This is a genomic window from Paenibacillus elgii NBRC 100335, from assembly GCF_004000865.1.
Lineage (GTDB): Bacteria > Bacillota > Bacilli > Paenibacillales > NBRC-103111 > Paenibacillus_G > Paenibacillus_G elgii.
In genome coordinates this window covers 180,546-199,537 of record NZ_BIMB01000005.1, presented here as the reverse complement: position 1 = coordinate 199,537, position 18,992 = coordinate 180,546, and the positions used below count along the sequence as shown (strand labels likewise).

Genomic DNA, 18,992 nt, shown 5'->3' with positions numbered 1-18,992 from the left:
AGGAACTAAAGTGGAAGTAGGAATCAAGGCAAGAATCGAAGCTGCGCTTCAACTGGCCGGACTCGGAAAAAACGGGCTGCAGGTCTCGTATTTGGCGGAAGGTGCATGGCATGAGGCTTACCTGATCTCTACGACGGAAACCGGACCTTTGGTGGTGCGGTTTCCGAAGCCTTTTTCCTACGGGAAGCCGTTTGTGTATAACGAACGGGAGCTGAGAGCCGAATATGGCGGCCGAGGATTATACTACCGGTTGGCGAACGGGGTGAGCGAGGGCATTTGCCCTCAGTATTATACATATTATGTAAGTCCGGAGCTTAGCTTTACGATCGAAACCTACAGCGGGCCCGTCATGTCGCTCGCAGCAGCGAACGAAGCCGAAGCGGCCCGGTGGGGAGCGCAGTGCGGACGATTTTTCCGGAATATGGATCAGGTGAGCGTTGAGCTGGAAGGATTCGGGTTTCTGGACTGGAAGGCCGGAAAATTGGCCGGCGATCATCAGCAGGATTTTCGCGCGTATTGGGTAGAGGATACGGAGGGTTATCTGGGCTCGTGGGAACGGCTGGAGCGTGCGGGATATGGCATTGAAGCTGTGGACGTGAAGCGAATGCTGGAAGAAATCGTCCCGTTCCGCTTGCGGCGTACGCCTAGATTAAGCTTGACGAACCGGGATGTCTCGCCGGAAAACCTCATTATTTGCGAAGCGGGGGTTCGCTTAATCGACCCGGTGCCGATCGTCTATGACGGCTTCGCGTTTACCGGCAACGTGTTGAACAATTTCAACACGTTGTTTCCGTCGTTTCACCGCTCTCCGCGGTATGAGCGTCACCGGTTCGACCGGTACCGGCCTTTACTCGGGGCGTTCGCCGACGGGGTTCTCGAAGGGTATGCGCAAGGCGATCCTGAGATGGTCTACGCGCTGCGCGTGGAACAATATCTGATGCTGCTGGACCTGACCTGCGACCATATCGGGCTGCTGGAGCGCGAGATGACGGAGGAAGCAATGCTGCGCTATGGCGACAAAGCTGCGGTGGAGGAGCGTATTCCCGGCTATATCGCTGACTTGGAGCAGTTTCGTTTATCGTGACATAGGGGAAAGCGGAAGGCTTAGGCCGGTCAACCCGGGGGCTGACCGGCGTAACGGTGTTTGCGGAGCTGGGCCGGACTGCAGCGCTTGTATTTGCGAAATAGCCGCCCGAAATAATTCACATCGCAAATGCCGACTTCCTCGGCAATCGTCGTCATGGGCCAGTCCGTATCGCGGATGAGCTCTTCCGCCTTGTTGATGCGCAGCAGGTGGACATATTCCATGAACGTTCTGCCGACGGCTGCACGGAATACGCGGCAGAAGTGATGGCTGCTCATGTTGGCCACTTGCGCGGCGCGCTCGATCGTTAATTTTTCCCGGTAATGTGTTTCGACGAAGGTGAGCACTTCCTTCAGCTTCTCCAGCTTACGTTTGCCTGCGGCCTCTCCTTGAACGCTGCGGCCGGGGCTTGCGTAGAGACGGGTCAGCACGGTAATCAGCACGGTGATGTACGATTGGATGACGACCTCGAAGCCGGTCTCCTTGCGGTCGTACTCGTCCGCAATGCGATGAAGCAGGGCTGCGACGGGTTCGTAATGCGCGTCGGCAGGGCGCAGATGCACCGGTACGGACAACGGCTCGGTTAAGGAGGCGGCGTAATCCGATTGGGCGACGTGCGAATGAACGATCCGGGTCCGGTCGAACAGAAACGCGCAGTATTCCGCCCCGTCGTCCAGCGTGCCGCCTTCGTGAATTTCTCCCTCGTTGATCAGGAAAATATCGCCGGGCACGGCTGTCAGCCGCTGCCCGCCTATGCGGAATTCGGCGCTCCCCTGCTGCACCAGAAGAATCTCGAACACGTCATCGTGATAGTGGGAATAAAACTGGGAAGGACTTTTTTGCGGCAGTACTTTATAAGGGAACACTTGTTTGACAATGGGCAGTTCCCGTATGATCAGATCAGAGCGCATGCGAATCACCTCTTGGCTGCGGCCGAATCCGACGAGTCGCTTTGCATTCGAAGCGGATTCGAAACTTCATTATATTGTACCGAACGGACGCTTCGATTTGAAGCGTTTTTTTATTTGCGCTTTTTCTTATTTGGAATGATCAGGCAAATACTTTTGTAACATTTGTCCTATATAATAACAATTATTAGGAATAAAGACATGCAGGGCGGTGCTACAGATGAGTGCAGAATGGACGGAAAAGGAAGCGGCGCATTTGCTCAGCCGGGCGACGTTTTTTCCCGGGAGGGACGAAGTGAATGCGGCGGTCCAGCTCGGGAAGGATGAGACCGTGCGGCGGCTCGTCGCCGGAGAATCGCTGACAGGCCGGATGTTCTCGCCGGAGCCGATCGGGCGGATCACCGCTGACGGCAAAGCGCTGGACCAAGAGCAGATCGTCGATCAGCAGACCTATTGGCTGTACCGGATGATCAACACGCAAGCTCCTTTAATCGAAAAAATGACGCTGTTCTGGCATGGCCATTTTACCACCTCATACCAGAAGGTCCGAGAGATGCCGTTAATTGTGCGGCAGAACGAGCTGCTGCGCAGTCACGCGCTAGGCAGCTTTCGCGATCTGGTGCGGGAGATTGGCAAAGATCCGGCGATGATGGTGTATTTGGATACGAATTACAGCCGCAAGGGCAAGCCGAACGAAAACTACGCCCGAGAGGCGATGGAGCTGTTCACGCTCGGGATCGGAAATTATACGGAAGAGGACGTGAAGGAAGCGGCGCGGGCGCTGACCGGATGGAGCTACGATAAAAAGACAGACCAAGTCAACTTCAACGCCAAGCAGCATGATGGCGGGACCAAGACGGTGCTCGGACATACCGGCCCTCTCGATGCGGACGGCTTCGTTGAGGTGCTGTTCGAGCAGCAAGCGCTCCCGCGTTGGGTAGCGCGAAAGCTGCTCACTTGGTTCGCGGCGGCCGAGCCGTCGGATGAGTGGGTGAGCGGGCTGGCGGCGGTGTTCGCGAAAAGCTTCCACATTGGCGAGACGCTGCGGTCGCTTTTTCTCTCCGATGCTTTCTACGCGCCGGAGCTGCGAGGGGGTCTGGTCAAGTCGCCGGCGGAATACGTTGCCGGCATCGCCAAAGCGCTGGAGCTGCCGATCGCCAGAGGCTACGCGCAGGCGCTGCGCAAGATGGGACAGGAGCTGTATCTTCCGCCCAATGTCGCCGGCTGGCGCGGCGGGACGGCTTGGCTAACAACCGCCAACCTGCTCGCGCGCTGCCAGTTTGCGGAATCGGCCGTCAAGCGGCTGAACCAGGGCCACTTTAGCGCGAAGGATTACATGCTGGAGGCTTCCGCATCCCCGCAGCAGTGGGTGAAGCGGTTCGGGTTGAACGTCGGGGTCCGGGAGCTGGGAGAGCAGACGTCTGCGGTGCTGGCGAATTATGCGGATGAAACGTTCATCCATGCCGCCCAGAAGACGAACGGGATGCGGGGCCTGCTCCAGCTTGTGCTGATCAGCCCGGAAGCGCAGATGAAATAGGAGGGGTGACGCCGATGAAGCTGACGAGAAGAGATTTTCTAATCAAGGGCACAGCTCTGCTGGCAACGCTCGGACTCGGGGGACCGATGATCTTCGCCGAGAACGGCTCGCCGCTCCGGTCGCAAGAGGCGGATAACGGCGGCTCCGATTCGTCCGTGCTCGTCGTCATTCAACTGTCGGGCGGCAACGACGGGCTCAATACGCTTATCCCTTACGGGGTGGGCGGCTATTTCGACGCACGGCCGACGCTGAGATTGACGCAGAGCGAAGTGCTGGCTATCGACAATCAGGTCGGGCTGCACCCGAGTCTGACCCGGCTGCACGGTTTGTACCAAAGGGGCAAGCTCGCGATCGTCCAGGGCGTGGGTTACCCGAAGCCGGACCATTCCCATTTTCGCTCCATGGAAATATGGCAGACGGCGGAGCCGGAGAAGATGGGACGCACCGGCTGGCTCGGCCGGTATGCGGCAACGTCGTTAAGCCGGAACGGCAATCCGCTGAAGGCGCTGCAGATCGGCAGCGGCGCGGGCGGGTTGGCGTTCCAAGCGGAAACGGTCAATGTGCCGGTGATCCAGTCGCTGGAGACGTACTCCTTCCTGGACCCGAAAATGCCGAAGACCGAGCAAAATCGGCTAGCCAAGGCGTTCCTCGATATGTACGACCCGAAGCGGCAAGGTACCGTCATCCGCGTAACCTGCGAGCGCGGCCGGGACGCTTATGACAGCGTCGAAGCGGTGCACCAGCTTGGGGGCGGATACCAGGCTAAGGTGGAATATCCGAAGTCGGCCATTGCCAGAGACCTTCAGCTTGTCGTCAAAATGCTCGCAGGCAACTCCGGCACGCGCGTCTTTTATTTGCAGCTCGGCGGCTTCGACGATCACGTTCAGGAGAAAGAGCTGCATGCGCGGCTGCTAAAGCAACTGGACGAAGCGCTCGGCGCCTTCTATGAGGATCTGGAAGCGCAAGGTCTTGAGAATCGCGTCGCGACGATGGCTTTTTCGGAATTCGGTCGACGGGTGAAAGAGAACGGCAACGGAGGCACGGACCACGGAACCGCGGCACCTGTCTTCATCCTCGGCGGCAAAATCAAGGGAGGACTGTACGGCGTAATGCCGAGCTTGACGAATCTCGATAACGGCGATCTGAAATACCAGGTCGATTTCCGCTCCGTGTACTATACTGTCATTGATCAATGGCTCAAAGGCGATGCGGCGGGCGTGCTTGGAAAAACGTACGAACGGCTCGGGTTTGTGTAACTTGCATGGTATAGAATAGGAACAAGGGACCGCTATGAACGTAGCCGGTCCTTTTTTGTGCTGCCAAAGTGTGGCGAAATTAACTCTACAATTTGGAACAAAAATATAATATAATATACAAAAAGTATCATTATACAGCAAAACAAATTTTATAATACGGGGAACTGATTCAATGGGGAATGTCAAGGAAAAACGGGCATTTTATGAGTATGTACGATATGCTTACAGACTTTTTCTAGGATTATTGTTTCGCAGACATGTGCAAAAATGCGGGAAAATGTTCAGGGTATGCGGAAAGGTGCACCGCTCGGAATTAAAAAATACGAATCTCGTCATAGGCAATCATGTGCTGCTGCATGCGGGGGTCGGCTTTTACCTGGACGCTCCCGGAGCGACGGTTGAAATTGGTGACAAAACGTTTATCAACCGGAGAACCGAATTCATGTGCAAACAACATATCCGTGTCGGCAGTCATTGCGCGATCTCCTGGGACGTTTCGATCATGGACACGGATTACCATACGATTATGGACGGGCGGCCGAATACGAAGCCGGTCATCATCGGCGATCATGTATGGATCGGGTGCAAAGCCACGATCTTGAAAGGCGTTACGATCGGCGACGGCGCGATTGTAGCCGCCGGTTCCGTCGTGGCTCACGATGTACCTCCGCGTACAGTCGTAGCCGGCGTACCGGCGAAGGTCGTTAAAACCGATGTCGATTGGCATTTGTAATCCCTTCCTCGGATTTTCCGAATTTGGAGAATCCGAGGATTTTTTTTATCGGCGCTTATATGCTGTAAGCCGCACTTTGTTACCGAACGGATAGGAGTAAAGTCGTGCATTTGCAGCTTGTTCCTATGCATTTTGTCGGATGTTGACAGCTGCCAGCCACATGGTAAAATGGAAACCATTGGAGGCAAAAACCGACAAAATATGACATCGGAATGAGGTAATTTGGGGTGGACTTTTACCGGATTAAATTCCCGATTCTGTTGTTTCTTGCACTGTTTCTTTTGTACCTCGGGCCCCATGAAAGCAGTGTCGCCCGTGCGGCTGACTCAGTCTTATGGATGATTGGAAAGGCGGATCAATCCAGCGCCGAATTTGCCGGCTATCCGGCAGGCAGCGCCAAGGAAGTTCCGGTTCCGGAAGACTGGCGGAGCAGAACGGATTGGAGCGACATACCGAAAGGCTTGAACCGCAGCCAAAACCCCGTCATGACGCTGGCTTATCCACTAGCCCAAATTCCTCCCAACGGCGTTAAATTTTCCTTCAACATTTTGGACGCCCATAAGTATGTTCCGCAGTTGGCTGTTTACTCCAATCAAATGTTTGCGGGAATGATTCAAATTGCAGGGGTAGGAGGGACGACAAGCGCTGTCTCCTACAATAAAGTCTATGAATTGTATATCCCCAAGGAGATGCTTCAGCCGGGGCAAAATACGATTACCTTGGAGGCCAGCCGGTGTCTGTACTGCTCGGCCAGCGAAGATCCTTATTTGTGGTGGGTATGGGATTACATGAAGCTGGAAGCGCTGGAAGAGCCGGCTGCGGAGCCGATTCACGGCTCATACGTTCATCTCGGTACGAATGTGAAAAATAATCAGGCTTATTACGATGAGGGAGCGGTCAATCACCTGCCTTATATTCTCAAGTGGCTAGGAATCGCTTATAGCGGCAACTACGTTCGAACGGTATGCGCCTCGAACGTCGGTAATTCCTGTTCGGCCATGTCCGCTTATTTGGACAAGCTCCGCCAGTTGAATACCGGCGCGATTGCGCTGCATCTCTATACCGGCAACATTACGCTCAATCCGGACGGCAGTCTTCCGTCGGAGGCGCAAAACGTCCTTTCCGACTATCTCAAAAGCTACGGCTCGAAAATCCAGTTTTACGAGGTCGACAACGAGCCGGGGTTGTTCAACCGCTCCAGAGATGTCGATATCGCAATTGCCCGGTGGTTGAAAAATCATCGCGCTGCGCTCGCCCCGCATCTGAAAATCGTCTCTCCCGGATGGGCCTACGACGATAAACGCGGCATTCCCGCCGGATGGGAGCGGGACCCGAAGCAAAGAAAAGCCGTCGAAGACTTGACGGACTTCACAAACGGGCATGCCTACGGGACTTCCTATGCCAATAACGCGGGCGGCAGTCTCGTGGAAAATATAAAATCGGTGGGCGTCGGAGCCAGCGGTCTTGCGAAGCCGATGTTCGCTACCGAATTTGGCACGAAGGACGATTTGACCGACCCTGTGGTCGGAGAAGGCGCGGCCAGCAAAGCTGCCGTGTTTGACCGCAATGCGAGAGCCCATGTCGGATTCGCCGACTATTTCACGCAGCATGCGGCGTTTTTTCAGGATTACTCCTTATTCAAAACGGACTTTTCGAGCATGAAGACGCATAACCCGGCGAAGACGGAAATTTTTTACCACGACGAAGGGCAGGATTCCCGTGTGAAAACGATGCGGAGAATTGCGCTCGCCTACGCTACGCACGGAAAGCCGCTGTCATATACGCTCAACAACCGAGATTCGCTCTTAGGAAAAAAAGTGTATGTCAGGGCAGTCGATACGTCAACGTTAAAACCGCTCCCCGGAAGCGGCGCAGCATCAAACAAAATATTGGTTAATTTTGTGAACTTCGAATCGTCGCCGCAGACCGTCAGCGCCCGAATTGTGATGCCTAAGCAAGCCGTATACGAGGGCGACCGCATCGGTGCAGGGGATACATATGAAGCCGCCAGAACTTATGTCACCGGCCTAGCTGCGAACCCCGCCATAAGCTTATCGGTCAATTTAGGTCCCGGCGAATCGGTGCAATATATATTGGATGAAAAAGGAAGCGCGCTTCCTGAGGCGCCCGTGATTTTAAACCAATCGGTCGGCTACAAAAGCGTCGAGCTAACTTGGCTGGAGTCGGAAGGGGCCGTTTCTTACAACGTGCTGCGTTCGACGGCCCAGGAAGGACCTTATGATGCTGTCGCAGCCCGGCTGGCTGCCAATTCCTTCAAGGATACAACGGTGAAAAACGATACCGTATATTATTATGCCGTTCAAGCTGTCGGAACGAACGGGGCCGGCGGACACCCTCAGCCAATGGAAATCATTCCTTCGTCTTCGGTGGCTTTGGACCGGAGCGACTGGACGGTTACGACTTCGATGGGGAAGCCAACCGGGCAGGAGATGCTGGACGGTTCGCCTGTGACGCGGTTTGATACGGGAGCTCCTCAGGAAGCGGGACAATACTTCATTATCGATATGCAGTCGAACCGGACATTCGATAAAGTGGTGCTGGACACCGAAGCCTCGCCTCATGATTACCCGCGCCAATACGAAATGTATGTTTCGAGCGATGGCAGGAATTGGGGGGAGCCCGTATCCCAAGGGGAGGGAAACGTTGTAACAACGATGGAGCTTCCTTTTCCGCAGACAGCCAGATATCTGAAAATCGTCCAAACCGGCAGAGGTCCCACGTTCTGGTCCGTGCATGAATTGAATGTGTACAGCAGTTCGTTAGACCGAACGGGCTGGACCATCTCGGGGGTAAATGCCGGACGAAGATCGTTGGCCGGCTTGCATGAGCAAAGCGACAGCCTGGAATTCGCCGGAACGCAAGCGATTGTGGCAGACATGGGAGAGCTGCAAAAGTTTGACCGAATCGTGCTGGACGCTTCCCGCGGGCCGAATGCTTACCCGCAAAATTACAGCTTGTACGTATCGACGGATGGCGCCGCTTGGGGGAATCCTGTTCAATCGGGCACAGGCGGCCCAATCACGACCATAACGATGCCTCAACAAAAGGCCAGGTATATCAAAATCGTCAATACGGGCGGAAGCCCGTGGAGCGTGGATGATCTTTACGTATTTTGCGATTCGCTGGATAAGGATGGCTGGAAAAGCTCGGGAAGCGGCACGAATCATCAATTTGCGATCGACAATAAGATGTTCACCCGATGGGATACGGGAGCGCGTCAGGCAGGCGGCGAAAGTTTCCAAGTGGATATGGGGGCCCGGAAAACATTTTCCAAAATCGTGCTGGATGCGGGGAATTCCGTGCTTGACTTCCCCAGAGGCTATCAGGTGTACGTGTCCAATGATGGAGAGCAGTGGGGAGCGCCTATAGCCTCCGGTGCAGGCAGCATTGTGACAACGGTTCGCTTCCCGCCGCAAACCGCGAGATATGTGAGAATCGTTCAAACCGGACAAGCCGGCGTTTTCTGGTCTATTCATGAGTTCAATGTTTATAAGTAATCACCCTTCAGGGGCTGTTCCTCAAGGTCTGCAAAGACTTTGGATCAGCTCCTTTTTGTCGTGGGATACGGCCAAGTCTAGTGCATCGTCCAAGCCAAAAGACCAGAGCGAGAATAAAATGAACCGGAATGAAAATAGCAGAAAAAAAGGAGTGGAACATACGGTGGGCGATGTAACGACAATGATCGTGAATGCGAGAGATTATGGTGCAATTCCAATAGAAGAAAATGCGAAATACGATTCGACCAACGCGCTCAATGCGGCGTTTGCGGCAGCCATTCAGAAAAAGCTCCCCTGCTATGTTCCTCCGGGAACTTATCAGACCTCGGGGCCGTTGATCGCGAAGGGAAGCAACGTCATGATCTATGGAGCCGGGGGGACCAATACCGTCATTAAAACGTTAAGCACGGACTACGACTGCATTTTGATAGGACCCGGAGCCAATATGAATAACCAAAGTTTGGGAGGTTTTCTCCGGGACATTTATTTTCTTGGGCCTGTGAAGCAGCCGCAGGGGGTAACCGCCGGCGTGAAATTAAACGGCATCCGCCAATTTGAGGTGCGCAATGTACAGTCGGACGGATTTCCCATCGCCTTTGATTTGATCAACAATTGCTTTGGCTCGGTCTTTTTCAATCTGCGGGCGCAGTATAACTGGAACACGGTTGCTTTGAACTTGAGATCGGGCTTTCAAAGCGGCAACGATCTTCAATTTTATAACTGTTGGTTAGGCGGAACGAAGGCGGCTGTCCATATTTCTCCGGCTTCGGGCGGGTTCCACTTTTGGGGCGGACAATTATCGGCCGGCTTCGGGCTGACCGCGCCCGACGATAATTTGGGAATCGTGGTGATAGGCAAAGATCTGGTAACCGGCGCGATCGGCGGAACGGCGAATATCATCTTCGATGGAATTGACTTTGAGGGCTATAAACATGTGTGGGCACTCCGGGCCTTCGATAAAACAAACATGGCGGTCAGAGGCTGCTCGTTTCTTGCCAATTCAGGCACGGATGCGCTTGGGATCTTGAAGCAGCAAAGAGCCCAGTCCAGTCAATTTACATTCGAAAATAATACCGTTCGCGGGCCGCATTCCGGGCCGCCGATTGTGATTGAAGGAGAGTACAGCGCTTTTTCCATCTACGAGCTGGGCACCGAAATGAACCGCGCCTCGTTCTTAAATTATCCGTCCCTGGATACCAGCTTGACCATGCTGGAGGTGTCTCAAATCAAACTGGGGACCGGCATCGGCCGATCCAATTACGCTTCCAAAATTGTACTGGGAAATGTATTGCTTCGTTCGCTGAACAATCAATTGCAAATTTCAACGGATTGGGGAAAAACGTGGAAAGTCGTGCAAACGTTATAGGCTGCGAGCTGCCGGGAAACTCTTCGGCGGCTTTTTTCATAATCAACTTGACAACGATACATATTGTAACATAAATTAAATTATATAAGCAGTTACCTGGAAAACTTCATCCGAATTGTATCAGGTGAACACAAGAAGCGAAGGAGGGCCCGAATTGATTACCAATGATGAACTTGCCGATCCTGCTGTTGAAATGGATGATCCGTCATTTGCAGGCCACGCTTTAATGACCATTAAACAATTAAACCGCACGCCGGTTATTACCAAATTTGCTCCTATTCGTATTATTGTGATGGAGGAACACCGAATTTCGTTCGCTTCGGCCTTGCTGCTGCCGCTGCAAACGGAGCTGGTGATCGGAATCGAGCTTTCGACATCGGATCAGGTGGTTGCTTTGGAAGGCCGGGTTGACGGCGTGAACCGAATGAACGATTCGGAGCTTGTCTATAATGTGGAGCTTCATCTGGAGCCCGAAACCGAATCCGCATGGAAATGGCTGATCAAGCATGTGGCGGACTGCCGGAAGGTTCGCGAGAGCTATCATCTCTTCGAAGCCCCGATGGGCTCGGCGCATATTGATATTCAGTTATAATCGAATTTGGACCGTACGGAGGGATTCATGTTAAAAAAAGCAGGCATCATGCTTATTCTTGCAGGATTGCTGCTGCTGTCCGGATTTACGCTGCAATGGCCCGAGCAAGACCCCCGCATTTGGAGAATCGGGGTGGAGGACGACTCGAAGCAGGAGTTCGCCGCTAATCTGACCGTGGATAAGCTCCAGTATCAGGTGAACCAAGGATCGTCTCAAGCGGTGTGGAGCGATTTTCCCGCAGGGTTGGACGCCTCGATTACACGCAATTTATCCATTCGTTATACGTTAAATCAAATTCCCGAGCATGGCGTGAATTTTAAGTTCAGGGTTTTGTCCGCCTCCAAAGCCGTGCCTCAAATGTCGGTTTTCTCAAACGGGACGTTGTCCGGTATGATCCAAATTGCCGGAATCGGCGAGAAGAGCCCTTATAAGTATAAAAAGCTTTATGAGCTGTATATTCCCAAGGAGCAGCTGAAGCAGGGGCAGAACGAGCTTAGGCTGGGGGCCGAGCGCTGCCTTTATTGTTCCAATAAAGAAGACCCTCACTTATATTGGTCGTGGGACTACTTGGAGCTGGAGTCGCTGACGGAGCCTGCCAATGAACCGGTGCACGGCCGCTATATCCAAATGGGGACCGGAGTCGCTTCGAACGATTATTACTTCGATACGGGGGCCACGCGGCATTTGCCTTATGTTCTAAAATGGCTCGGTATCGCATATAGTGGAAATATCGTTCGCGCAGGATGCTTTTCGAATGTCGGAAATTCTTGTTCGGACATGAAAAATTACTATGCTACGTTAAAGGAGTACAACACAGGTGCCGTTGCGCTGTACCTCTACACCAAAAATATAACGCTCGACCCGGACGGAGGCTTGCCGGCTGACGCCGGAGCGAAGCTGACGGACTTTCTCAAGCAGTATGGCCGGTACATTCAATATTACGAGGTGGATAATGAGCCCGGCTTGTTTGAGCGTTCCAAAGCTGTCAATGTCGCCGTGGCCCAATGGCTGTCCGAGCACCGGTCGATTTACAGTCCCCATCTGCAGATCGTTTCACCGGGATGGTCTTATAAATCTACGGGAGGCGAACCGTACGGCTGGGAGCGGGACTCGCTGCAAAGAAAAGAGCTGGAGGATCTTACGGATCTTACGAACGGTCATGCATATGGGACGTCTTATGCGGATAACGAAGGAGGAAGCTTTGTTGAAAACCTGCGGACATTAGGCTCGGATGAGGACGGACTTCCCAAAAAAATGCTTAACACGGAAGTCGGAACGACCAACACCCATCTGGACCCTCCCGCATATGGCGCCAGCCAGAAGCAAGCGGCCGTATTCGACCGTATTTTAAGAGCCCATATCGGCTTCAGCGATATTTTTATCCAGCACGCGGCATTCTATAAAAACTACGAACTGTTCCGCCATGATTTTGACTTCAAATCACACGATCCGGCAGCTACGAGCAGTTATTCGTTTCCCGGCAATCAGGACAGCAGGGTGAAGATCTTCAGACGTTTGGCCTTGGCTTATGCGACCCACGGTAAACCGCTCAGCTTTGAAATCATGAACCATTCGGAAGTCAAGGATAAAAAAGTGTATGTACGTGCGGTAGACACCAGTTATTTGGCACCGCTTCCCGGCTCCGGAGCAACCTCCGATAAGCTGCTTGTCAATTTCGTCAATTTCGAAGATTCGCCGCAATCGGTGCGTGTCCGGGTGAAAATGCCCTCGAAAGGTGACTATCACGGAGAACGGATCGGTCCGGGAGAGACGTACCGCGACGCCGTTCAGCAGGTGAACGTTAAAGCTTCGCCCTGGGCCGAATTTCAGGTGAATTTACCCGCCGGAGACTCGGTGCAAACTATTCTGAACCGGAAGCCGGGCGAGTGAGCAAAAAAAGTAAAAACAGACGTTCTGAAATGATGAAAGTGATTTTCAGGACGTCTGTTTTCTTCATGAAGCGGTTATCGCGCAACAAACATATAGGTTTCGTCTTGATTCAAATTGTTCAACGTGACCGTGCGCTTGCCATCATCAAGAGGGATGACTTCGTTCAACCCGTTCCACCGGTAGACGGCCAGTTCTTTGGCTCCGCTAGGGATATTATCGATTTGATAAGTAGGTCCCGTACGGTTGCTCCAGCCTTTAACGTTTTGCCAGACCCATATTTTCTTGCCGGGGCTTGTCAAAACATATTCTCCCTTTTTCTTCGGATCGAGATATTCAAACGAGGCGTCTGCCGTCACTTCCGTCACCAGCTGCAGCACCTTTGTCCGGGAAACGGTCTGAGAAGCGCTCCCTTCGTGCTCCGTACGCATCCCGTAGAGCTTGTCTTCTTGTCCGGTCTGCAGCAGACTCCACGGCATAGCGAATTGAGTGGCGGGAGTATGGCCGTCGTTCTTCACAACCCCAAGATTGTCCCAAATGGCGGTTAAAAACTGCTTGGCCAAATATTCTTCCGTTTGCGCGCTGTGCGGCGGCTTGCTTTGCTTGACATTGAACTCCGTCGAATAGAAATGAATATCCCGGGTCAGGCCGAGCCTTTTTTTGATTTGGTCAAAATTGTTCTGCGCCGAGTTCTTGTAAGTTCCCAAAATCGGAGCGTATTTATCGTCATAATACGTATGCAGGTCTAGTCCGTCCAAGGTCCCGTTATTCAATAGCTCGGCGATGGCAGGACCATAGCCTTTCAAGGACCAGTCGGAGAAAGCGTTCTGAGAGCTGAACCCGCCCGGAATGACCTTGAGATCGGGATCGACGGAATGTACGCCGTCGGCTAATCCCTTTAAAGCCTGATAGTATTTCTCGTAAGGAATGGTTCTTTCGACATCGGGCTCGTTAAAAGCAGAAAATACCGTAACTCCCCAATCCTTGATGCCACGCTCCGCAGCCCACGTTCCCCCCGGCCGATAAGTTTCCGCATAGGCTTGTCCAATGGAAAACCATTTCGAATAATCTCCGATGGGAATGCCTTTTTTCTCGTAGCTTCCGTAATATTCGAACAAAATCATGGGCGTGATCTTATGGCTGTACATGTCCGATATGACTTTCTCAATCGAGTCGGTCTTAGGGGACTGCTTGCTGTAATAGTACTGCGGGTATAGATTAAGCCGTGCCCAGCTTATATTTAATTTGCGCATGTAAGTCAGGTCGTTCGTAGAATGCGCCGCTTCGTTGGTGAAATTGCCGCCCCCCAAGAGGGACGCGACCTTTCGCTCGGGCGCCGGCTTTTCGATAATCGAAGGAGAGCTTAATTCAGAATTCGTAACCAGACCAGTGAGCAACAAGAACGGAATCATCGTCTTAGCGGCTAGTAGATACATATTCCCCGTCCTTTTTTTTATGGAGTTGGACATGGACGACAAGTGTAACAGAATGGCCGGTATCATTGCTTCAAGACTCGCGGTTGCAGCGCGAGGTCAATCATTCTTTTGGTCTCGGCTTCGGTTAAAAGATGACCATCCCAACGCAGGTCGAACAAGCGAAACATCTCTTCGTTATCCAGCTGATTCCAATCGACGAATTCCCGAATTTCGGTTTGAAAAAACCACTGGGGAGGCCGCCCAATTAAGTAATCTATTGTTACTTTAAAAAAATCCGCTAGTCTTGTCAAGGTTTGAAAGTCCGGTTTTCTGCGGTTTTTTTCATAGTGTGACAAGGACGCCCGCGATATTCCAAGCAGATCCGCCAGCTCCTCTTGCGTGAAGCCGCTCTTATCCCGCAAAGCCGCAATCCTGGTGTCATATTGCATCGAAATCACTCCTCAACAAAATAAAAACATGAAAATGGTGAAAAAATAACAATTGACTTGATACAAAATGTATTATAAATTAGAACCATAAATGTTACAATACGTATCAACATTTTCAACGGCTTTCATTTTTCGGTGATATCTCCTTACCGTTATCAACGGAGGTACTCGGTCATGCTGTGGGTTGGCTCAACCTTAGACGTAGATCGTCGAGAGTGTGACGTGAGGAGAGGTTAGATGCCTCGGGCAACATTTTTTCAATATAAAAATAATGGAGTGGATTTCATGAAAAAAGTTAGAAAGGCTGTTATTCCGGCTGCCGGCCTAGGTACCCGTTTTTTACCGGCAACGAAAGCCATGCCCAAAGAAATGCTGCCTATCGTCGACAAACCTACCATTCAATATATCGTAGAAGAAGCGATCCAGTCGGGAATCGAAGATATCATCATCGTGACCGGACGCAGCAAAAAGTCGATCGAGGATCATTTTGACAAAAACTTTGAACTTGAAATCACTCTCGAAGGCAAACAAAAGAACGATCTTCTTCATATCGTGAAAGAAATCACGAATATGGTAGATATTCACTATGTAAGGCAAAAAGAAGCTTTAGGCCTTGGCCATGCGATCTGGAGCGCAAGAAAGTTTATTGCGGATGAGCCTTTTGCGGTGCTGCTCGGCGATATGATTATCGATCATAGCGTGCCTTGCTTGAAACAAATGATAGATGTGTATAATGAAACGGGCGGTTCGGTCATTGCCGTCGAGCCAGTGCCTTGGAGCGAAGTACAAAATTACGGGGTAGTTGTCTCGGAACGTATCGAGGACCGCGTGCATTTGGTCCATAATCTCGTCGAGAAGCCGAAGCAAGATCCGCCTTCGAATCTGGCGATTTCGGGAAGATATATTTTGAGTCCGGCCATTTTTGATATTTTGGAACATACAGCGCCTGGCGTTGGCGGGGAAATCCAACTTACAGACGCTTTAAAAGAGTTGAGTGTGCGGGAATCCATTTACAGCTATATATATGAAGGAACGCTTTACGACGTAGGAAGCAAGCTTGGCTTTTTGAAAGCCACCGTCGAATACGCGCTAAGAAACCGGGAGCTGAAGGAAGAGTTCGGGATCTATTTGCAGGACATCGCCAAAGATTTAAAAATTGAAAAGATTGTTGTTTAAGTAAGGAGGGAGGGTTTTACTTGGACTCCGCGACTTATCAAGACTCGGTGGAAGACGATATAACCAAGTCGTCCGACTTGTATGTAAAGTATGTAAAGACAGCGATCGATCTGATTTTAAGCATTGCCCTTATCCTATTTCTGCTCCCAGTTTTGATCATGGTTGCCATTCTCATCAAGCTAGAGTCGGAGGGCCCGGTCGTTTTCAAGCAGAACCGCATCGGGAAAGGCGGCAAGCCTTTTGTCATTTACAAGTTCCGATCCATGTATACGCATGTTGCCCGCGAAGGAAGGTCTCCCGAGAACGATCAGGACCCCCGGATAACCAAGGTCGGAAGATTCATCCGCAAAACAAGCCTCGACGAGCTGCCGCAGCTGTTTAACATTTTAAAAGGGGATATGAGCTTTATCGGTCCTCGTCCCGAGCAGAAGTCTATCGTCGAACAATACTATACGGACAAAGAAAACGGACGTTTCTCCGTCAAACCGGGAATTACGGGGCTCTGGCAAATTAGCGAGGACCGCAAAGCGCCGATTCACGAAAATTTGCACCATGACCTGTATTATATTAAACGCGCTTCGTTTTGGTTGGATATCAAAATCATTTTCGGCACGCTGCGTGTCATGATCAAGAGCAATACTCATTAAGAATAGGAGAATTGTCATGAAAAGAATTGTCATCACCGGGGCGGCCGGCTTTCTCGGCTCTCATCTTACGCGGAGCTTGCTTGAGCAAAACCACCATGTCATCGGCATCGATGTGCTGTCTACCGGATTAATCTCGAATTTGCATCAGGAATTGACCCATCCGAATTTTGAGTTTTTATTAATGGATATTTCGGCAGACGTATCGGCAGAGCTTGGGAAAATCGGACATGTTGACGAAATTTATCATTTAGCGTCCCCTGCATCACCCAAATTCTACCAAAACGATCCTATTGGCACAATGCGGGTGAATACGCTGGGAACTCAAAATATGCTGGAGCTGGCCAAGGCTACGAAAGCGAAAATGCTGTATACGAGCACCAGCGAAGCCTACGGCGATCCGGAGGTGCATCCTCAGCCTGAGGAATACCGGGGCAATGTGAACACTTGGGGCCCTCGCGCTTGCTATGACGAAGCGAAGAGACTCGGCGAGGTTTACTGCTACGAATACCATAAACGCTATGGCGTGGAAGTGAAGGTAGCGAGAATTTTCAATACGTATTCCGCCGGCTTGCGGAACGATGACGGAAGAGTCATTTCGAATTTCGTATCCCAGGCCATTCGCGGGGAAGACTTGACCGTATATGGCGACGGAACGCAGACCCGGTCTTTTTGTTATGTAGACGATAATATTCGCGGTCTGCAAATGATGATGGAGAGCGATCTGGCTACAGGCGAAATTATTAACATCGGCAATCCGAAAGAGTACCAAATTCTCGAAGTGGCCCAGTTGATAAAGAAATTAGCCAATACCGACAGTAACATTACGTTCCACCAGCTACCCGTAGACGATCCGAAGGTTCGCCGTCCCAACATCGAAAAAGCAAAGCGATTGCTGAATTGGGAACCGATCATTGAATTGGAAGAGGGGTTATTACGAACGATTGACGCTTATCGGGCGAAGCATGAAGCTGACATGAAACAAAACGTCGTATAAGGAGGCAAACCATGAGAGTTGTTTGCATAGGAGCAGGTTATGTCGGCAGCGTTACCGGAGCGGCTTTTGCTGCGCTTGGTTATCAGACGACCGTCATCGATATCGATCAATCCAAGGTGCAGGCGATTAACGAAGGCAAGAGCCCGATCTTCGAGCCTGGCTTGGACACCTTGATTAAAACGTATGCCGGAACTACACTGAACGCTTCGGTCGAGTACGATGCGGTATCGGAAGCGGATGTCGTGTTTATTGGCGTAGGTACGCCGTCAAGGCCGGACGGGAGCGCCGATCTGAAATATATCGAAGGAGCGGCTATCAATATTGCCAAAACCATAAAGCCTGACGGTTATACGGTCATTGTCAATAAATCGACTGTTCCCGTCGGAACGGCCGAGCATGTCAGTGCCATCGTCGAAGAGCATTCGGGGCTGAAAAGCAACGTCCACTTCAGCGTCATCAGCAATCCTGAATTTTTAAGAGAAGGCTATGCGGTAGAAGACGTATTTTTGCCGGACCGGATCGTGATCGGGACTTTGAACGAACGGGCAAGAACGATCATGAGAGAGCTGTACAGCAAGCTCATCGACCTGGAGCAGCCTTACGAAATTATTCGCCAGTTGGGCTTCAACCCGCAGCGGGAGAGCGGTCTGCCCGTTTATTTTGAGACGGATACCCGCAGCGCCGAAATGATCAAATACGCGTCCAATGCCTTTTTGGCCGTCAAAATCAGCTATATCAACGAAGTTGCCCGTCTATGCGAGGCCATGCAGGCCAACGTGCTGGAGGTATCCAAAGGCATGGGCTTGGATTCGCGGATCGGCAACAAATTTTTGCAAGTATCCAGCGGGTGGAGCGGAAGCTGCTTCCCGAAAGATACGGCGGAGTTTTTGGCTGCCAGCCGGAAGCACGGGCGCGAGCTCAATGTGGTGAAAGCCGCCATGGAATCGAACTTGGAAATGCATGCGTATATTGTTGAAAAAGTGAAGCAGAAGTTAGGGACGCTTTACGGCAAGACGATCGGCGTTCTGGGCCTTACATTCAAGCCCAACACAGACGATACGCGCCATACGCAAGCAAGCTTCATCATCAGAGGCATGATCAACCAAGGGGCGAGCGTCAAGGTGCATGATCCGCAGGGAATGGAGATGTTCCATGTCTTCAACCCGAACTTGGCAGTAACGTATTGCCATGCCGCGGAAGAGGTGGCCGACCAGTCGGATGCCATTGTGCTGCTGACGCATTGGGAAGATTACGCTCTGCTGCAGTGGAGCGATATGGGTAACCGTATGAATCATAAATATGTACTCGATACCAGAAACTTCCTGTCGGCCGGAATGATGAACCAGCTTGGTTATCATTACGAGGGCATCGGTATCGGAAATTCTCAAGAAAACCATCAGTTCCGAGCCTTGTCCGAGGTCATATAAGAG

At 51.8% G+C, this 18,992-nt stretch carries 15 protein-coding genes; 12 read left to right on the top strand and 3 right to left on the bottom strand.

The features are described from left to right. Nucleotides 1–10: 10 nt before the first annotated feature. Entirely contained in the window at nt 11–1,084 is a 1,074-nt protein-coding gene (locus PEL01S_RS05955) for a hypothetical protein (RefSeq protein WP_255320077.1), read from the top strand. A gap of 29 nt (nt 1,085–1,113) precedes the next feature. Here the strand turns inward: PEL01S_RS05955 and PEL01S_RS05950 are convergent, their stop codons facing one another. Then, a complete protein-coding gene (locus PEL01S_RS05950; RefSeq protein WP_127459697.1) occupies nt 1,114–1,995 on the bottom strand; it encodes an AraC family transcriptional regulator in 882 nt (293 codons plus the stop codon). Between the two features lie 217 nt (nt 1,996–2,212). Between PEL01S_RS05950 and PEL01S_RS05945 the strand changes: the two genes are divergently transcribed. From PEL01S_RS05945 to PEL01S_RS05915, 7 genes are all read left to right on the top strand, one after another. Further along, a complete protein-coding gene (locus PEL01S_RS05945) occupies nt 2,213–3,529 on the top strand; it encodes a DUF1800 domain-containing protein (protein ID WP_127459696.1) in 1,317 nt (438 codons plus the stop codon). A 14-nt stretch (nt 3,530–3,543) separates the two neighbouring features. Next, entirely contained in the window at nt 3,544–4,785 is a 1,242-nt protein-coding gene (locus tag PEL01S_RS05940) for a DUF1501 domain-containing protein (protein ID WP_127459695.1), read from the top strand. Between the two features lie 172 nt (nt 4,786–4,957). Continuing rightward, nucleotides 4,958–5,518: an acyltransferase gene (locus PEL01S_RS05935; protein WP_174806904.1), complete on the top strand. Its 561-nt coding sequence runs from the start codon at nt 4,958–4,960 to the stop codon at nt 5,516–5,518. A 227-nt stretch (nt 5,519–5,745) separates the two neighbouring features. Beyond that, nucleotides 5,746–9,036: a discoidin domain-containing protein gene (locus tag PEL01S_RS05930; protein WP_127459694.1), complete on the top strand. Its 3,291-nt coding sequence runs from the start codon at nt 5,746–5,748 to the stop codon at nt 9,034–9,036. A gap of 163 nt (nt 9,037–9,199) precedes the next feature. Then, the gene (locus tag PEL01S_RS05925) at nt 9,200–10,402 is read left to right on the top strand and encodes a glycosyl hydrolase family 28-related protein (protein ID WP_163767558.1); all 1,203 of its coding nucleotides are present in this window, start codon (nt 9,200–9,202) and stop codon (nt 10,400–10,402) included. 154 nt (nt 10,403–10,556) lie between these two features. Next, entirely contained in the window at nt 10,557–10,994 is a 438-nt protein-coding gene (locus PEL01S_RS05920; protein WP_127459692.1) for a hypothetical protein, read from the top strand. A 27-nt stretch (nt 10,995–11,021) separates the two neighbouring features. Beyond that, entirely contained in the window at nt 11,022–12,884 is a 1,863-nt protein-coding gene (locus PEL01S_RS05915; RefSeq protein WP_127459691.1) for a polysaccharide lyase family protein, read from the top strand. Nucleotides 12,885–12,958: 74 nt separating this feature from the next. Here PEL01S_RS05915 and PEL01S_RS05910 read toward each other — a convergent pair whose 3' ends face one another. Next, nucleotides 12,959–14,317 carry a glycoside hydrolase family protein gene (locus tag PEL01S_RS05910; protein WP_063181302.1) on the bottom strand — a complete coding sequence of 453 codons (1,359 nt, stop codon included), beginning with the start codon at nt 14,315–14,317 and terminating at the stop codon, nt 12,959–12,961. A gap of 62 nt (nt 14,318–14,379) precedes the next feature. Next, nucleotides 14,380–14,745, bottom strand: a complete 366-nt coding sequence (locus PEL01S_RS05905; protein ID WP_010496251.1) for a helix-turn-helix domain-containing protein — start codon at nt 14,743–14,745, stop codon at nt 14,380–14,382. A 285-nt stretch (nt 14,746–15,030) separates the two neighbouring features. On the opposite strand from PEL01S_RS05905, the gene galU reads away from it, so the two are divergent. From galU to PEL01S_RS05885, 4 genes are read left to right on the top strand one after another with little or no spacing between them, the layout of a single operon-like run. After that, the gene (gene galU, locus PEL01S_RS05900; RefSeq protein ID WP_063182256.1) at nt 15,031–15,921 is read left to right on the top strand and encodes a UTP--glucose-1-phosphate uridylyltransferase GalU; all 891 of its coding nucleotides are present in this window, start codon (nt 15,031–15,033) and stop codon (nt 15,919–15,921) included. 20 nt (nt 15,922–15,941) lie between these two features. Continuing rightward, the gene (locus tag PEL01S_RS05895; RefSeq protein ID WP_127459690.1) at nt 15,942–16,568 is read left to right on the top strand and encodes a sugar transferase; all 627 of its coding nucleotides are present in this window, start codon (nt 15,942–15,944) and stop codon (nt 16,566–16,568) included. A gap of 16 nt (nt 16,569–16,584) precedes the next feature. Next, on the top strand, nt 16,585–17,562 hold the full coding sequence (locus PEL01S_RS05890; protein WP_127459689.1) for a UDP-glucuronic acid decarboxylase family protein: 978 nt from the start codon (nt 16,585–16,587) through the stop codon (nt 17,560–17,562). A gap of 11 nt (nt 17,563–17,573) precedes the next feature. Further along, nucleotides 17,574–18,989 carry a UDP-glucose dehydrogenase family protein gene (locus PEL01S_RS05885; RefSeq protein WP_108530529.1) on the top strand — a complete coding sequence of 472 codons (1,416 nt, stop codon included), beginning with the start codon at nt 17,574–17,576 and terminating at the stop codon, nt 18,987–18,989. Nucleotides 18,990–18,992 lie beyond the last annotated feature (3 nt).

Excerpts from the sequence above, each read along its gene's own strand:
- PEL01S_RS05950 (WP_127459697.1), bottom strand. The coding sequence starts at position 1,995 with ATGCGCTCTGATCTGATCATACGGGAACTGCCCATTGTCAAACAAGTG.
- PEL01S_RS05945 (WP_127459696.1), top strand. The coding sequence starts at position 2,213 with ATGAGTGCAGAATGGACGGAAAAGGAAGCGGCGCATTTGCTCAGCCGG.
- PEL01S_RS05940 (WP_127459695.1), top strand. The coding sequence starts at position 3,544 with ATGAAGCTGACGAGAAGAGATTTTCTAATCAAGGGCACAGCTCTGCTG.
- PEL01S_RS05935 (WP_174806904.1), top strand. The coding sequence starts at position 4,958 with ATGGGGAATGTCAAGGAAAAACGGGCATTTTATGAGTATGTACGATAT.
- PEL01S_RS05915 (WP_127459691.1), top strand. The coding sequence starts at position 11,022 with ATGTTAAAAAAAGCAGGCATCATGCTTATTCTTGCAGGATTGCTGCTG.
- PEL01S_RS05910 (WP_063181302.1), bottom strand. The coding sequence starts at position 14,317 with ATGTATCTACTAGCCGCTAAGACGATGATTCCGTTCTTGTTGCTCACT.
- PEL01S_RS05905 (WP_010496251.1), bottom strand. The coding sequence starts at position 14,745 with ATGCAATATGACACCAGGATTGCGGCTTTGCGGGATAAGAGCGGCTTC.
- galU (WP_063182256.1), top strand. The coding sequence starts at position 15,031 with ATGAAAAAAGTTAGAAAGGCTGTTATTCCGGCTGCCGGCCTAGGTACC.
- PEL01S_RS05890 (WP_127459689.1), top strand. The coding sequence starts at position 16,585 with ATGAAAAGAATTGTCATCACCGGGGCGGCCGGCTTTCTCGGCTCTCAT.
- PEL01S_RS05885 (WP_108530529.1), top strand. The coding sequence starts at position 17,574 with ATGAGAGTTGTTTGCATAGGAGCAGGTTATGTCGGCAGCGTTACCGGA.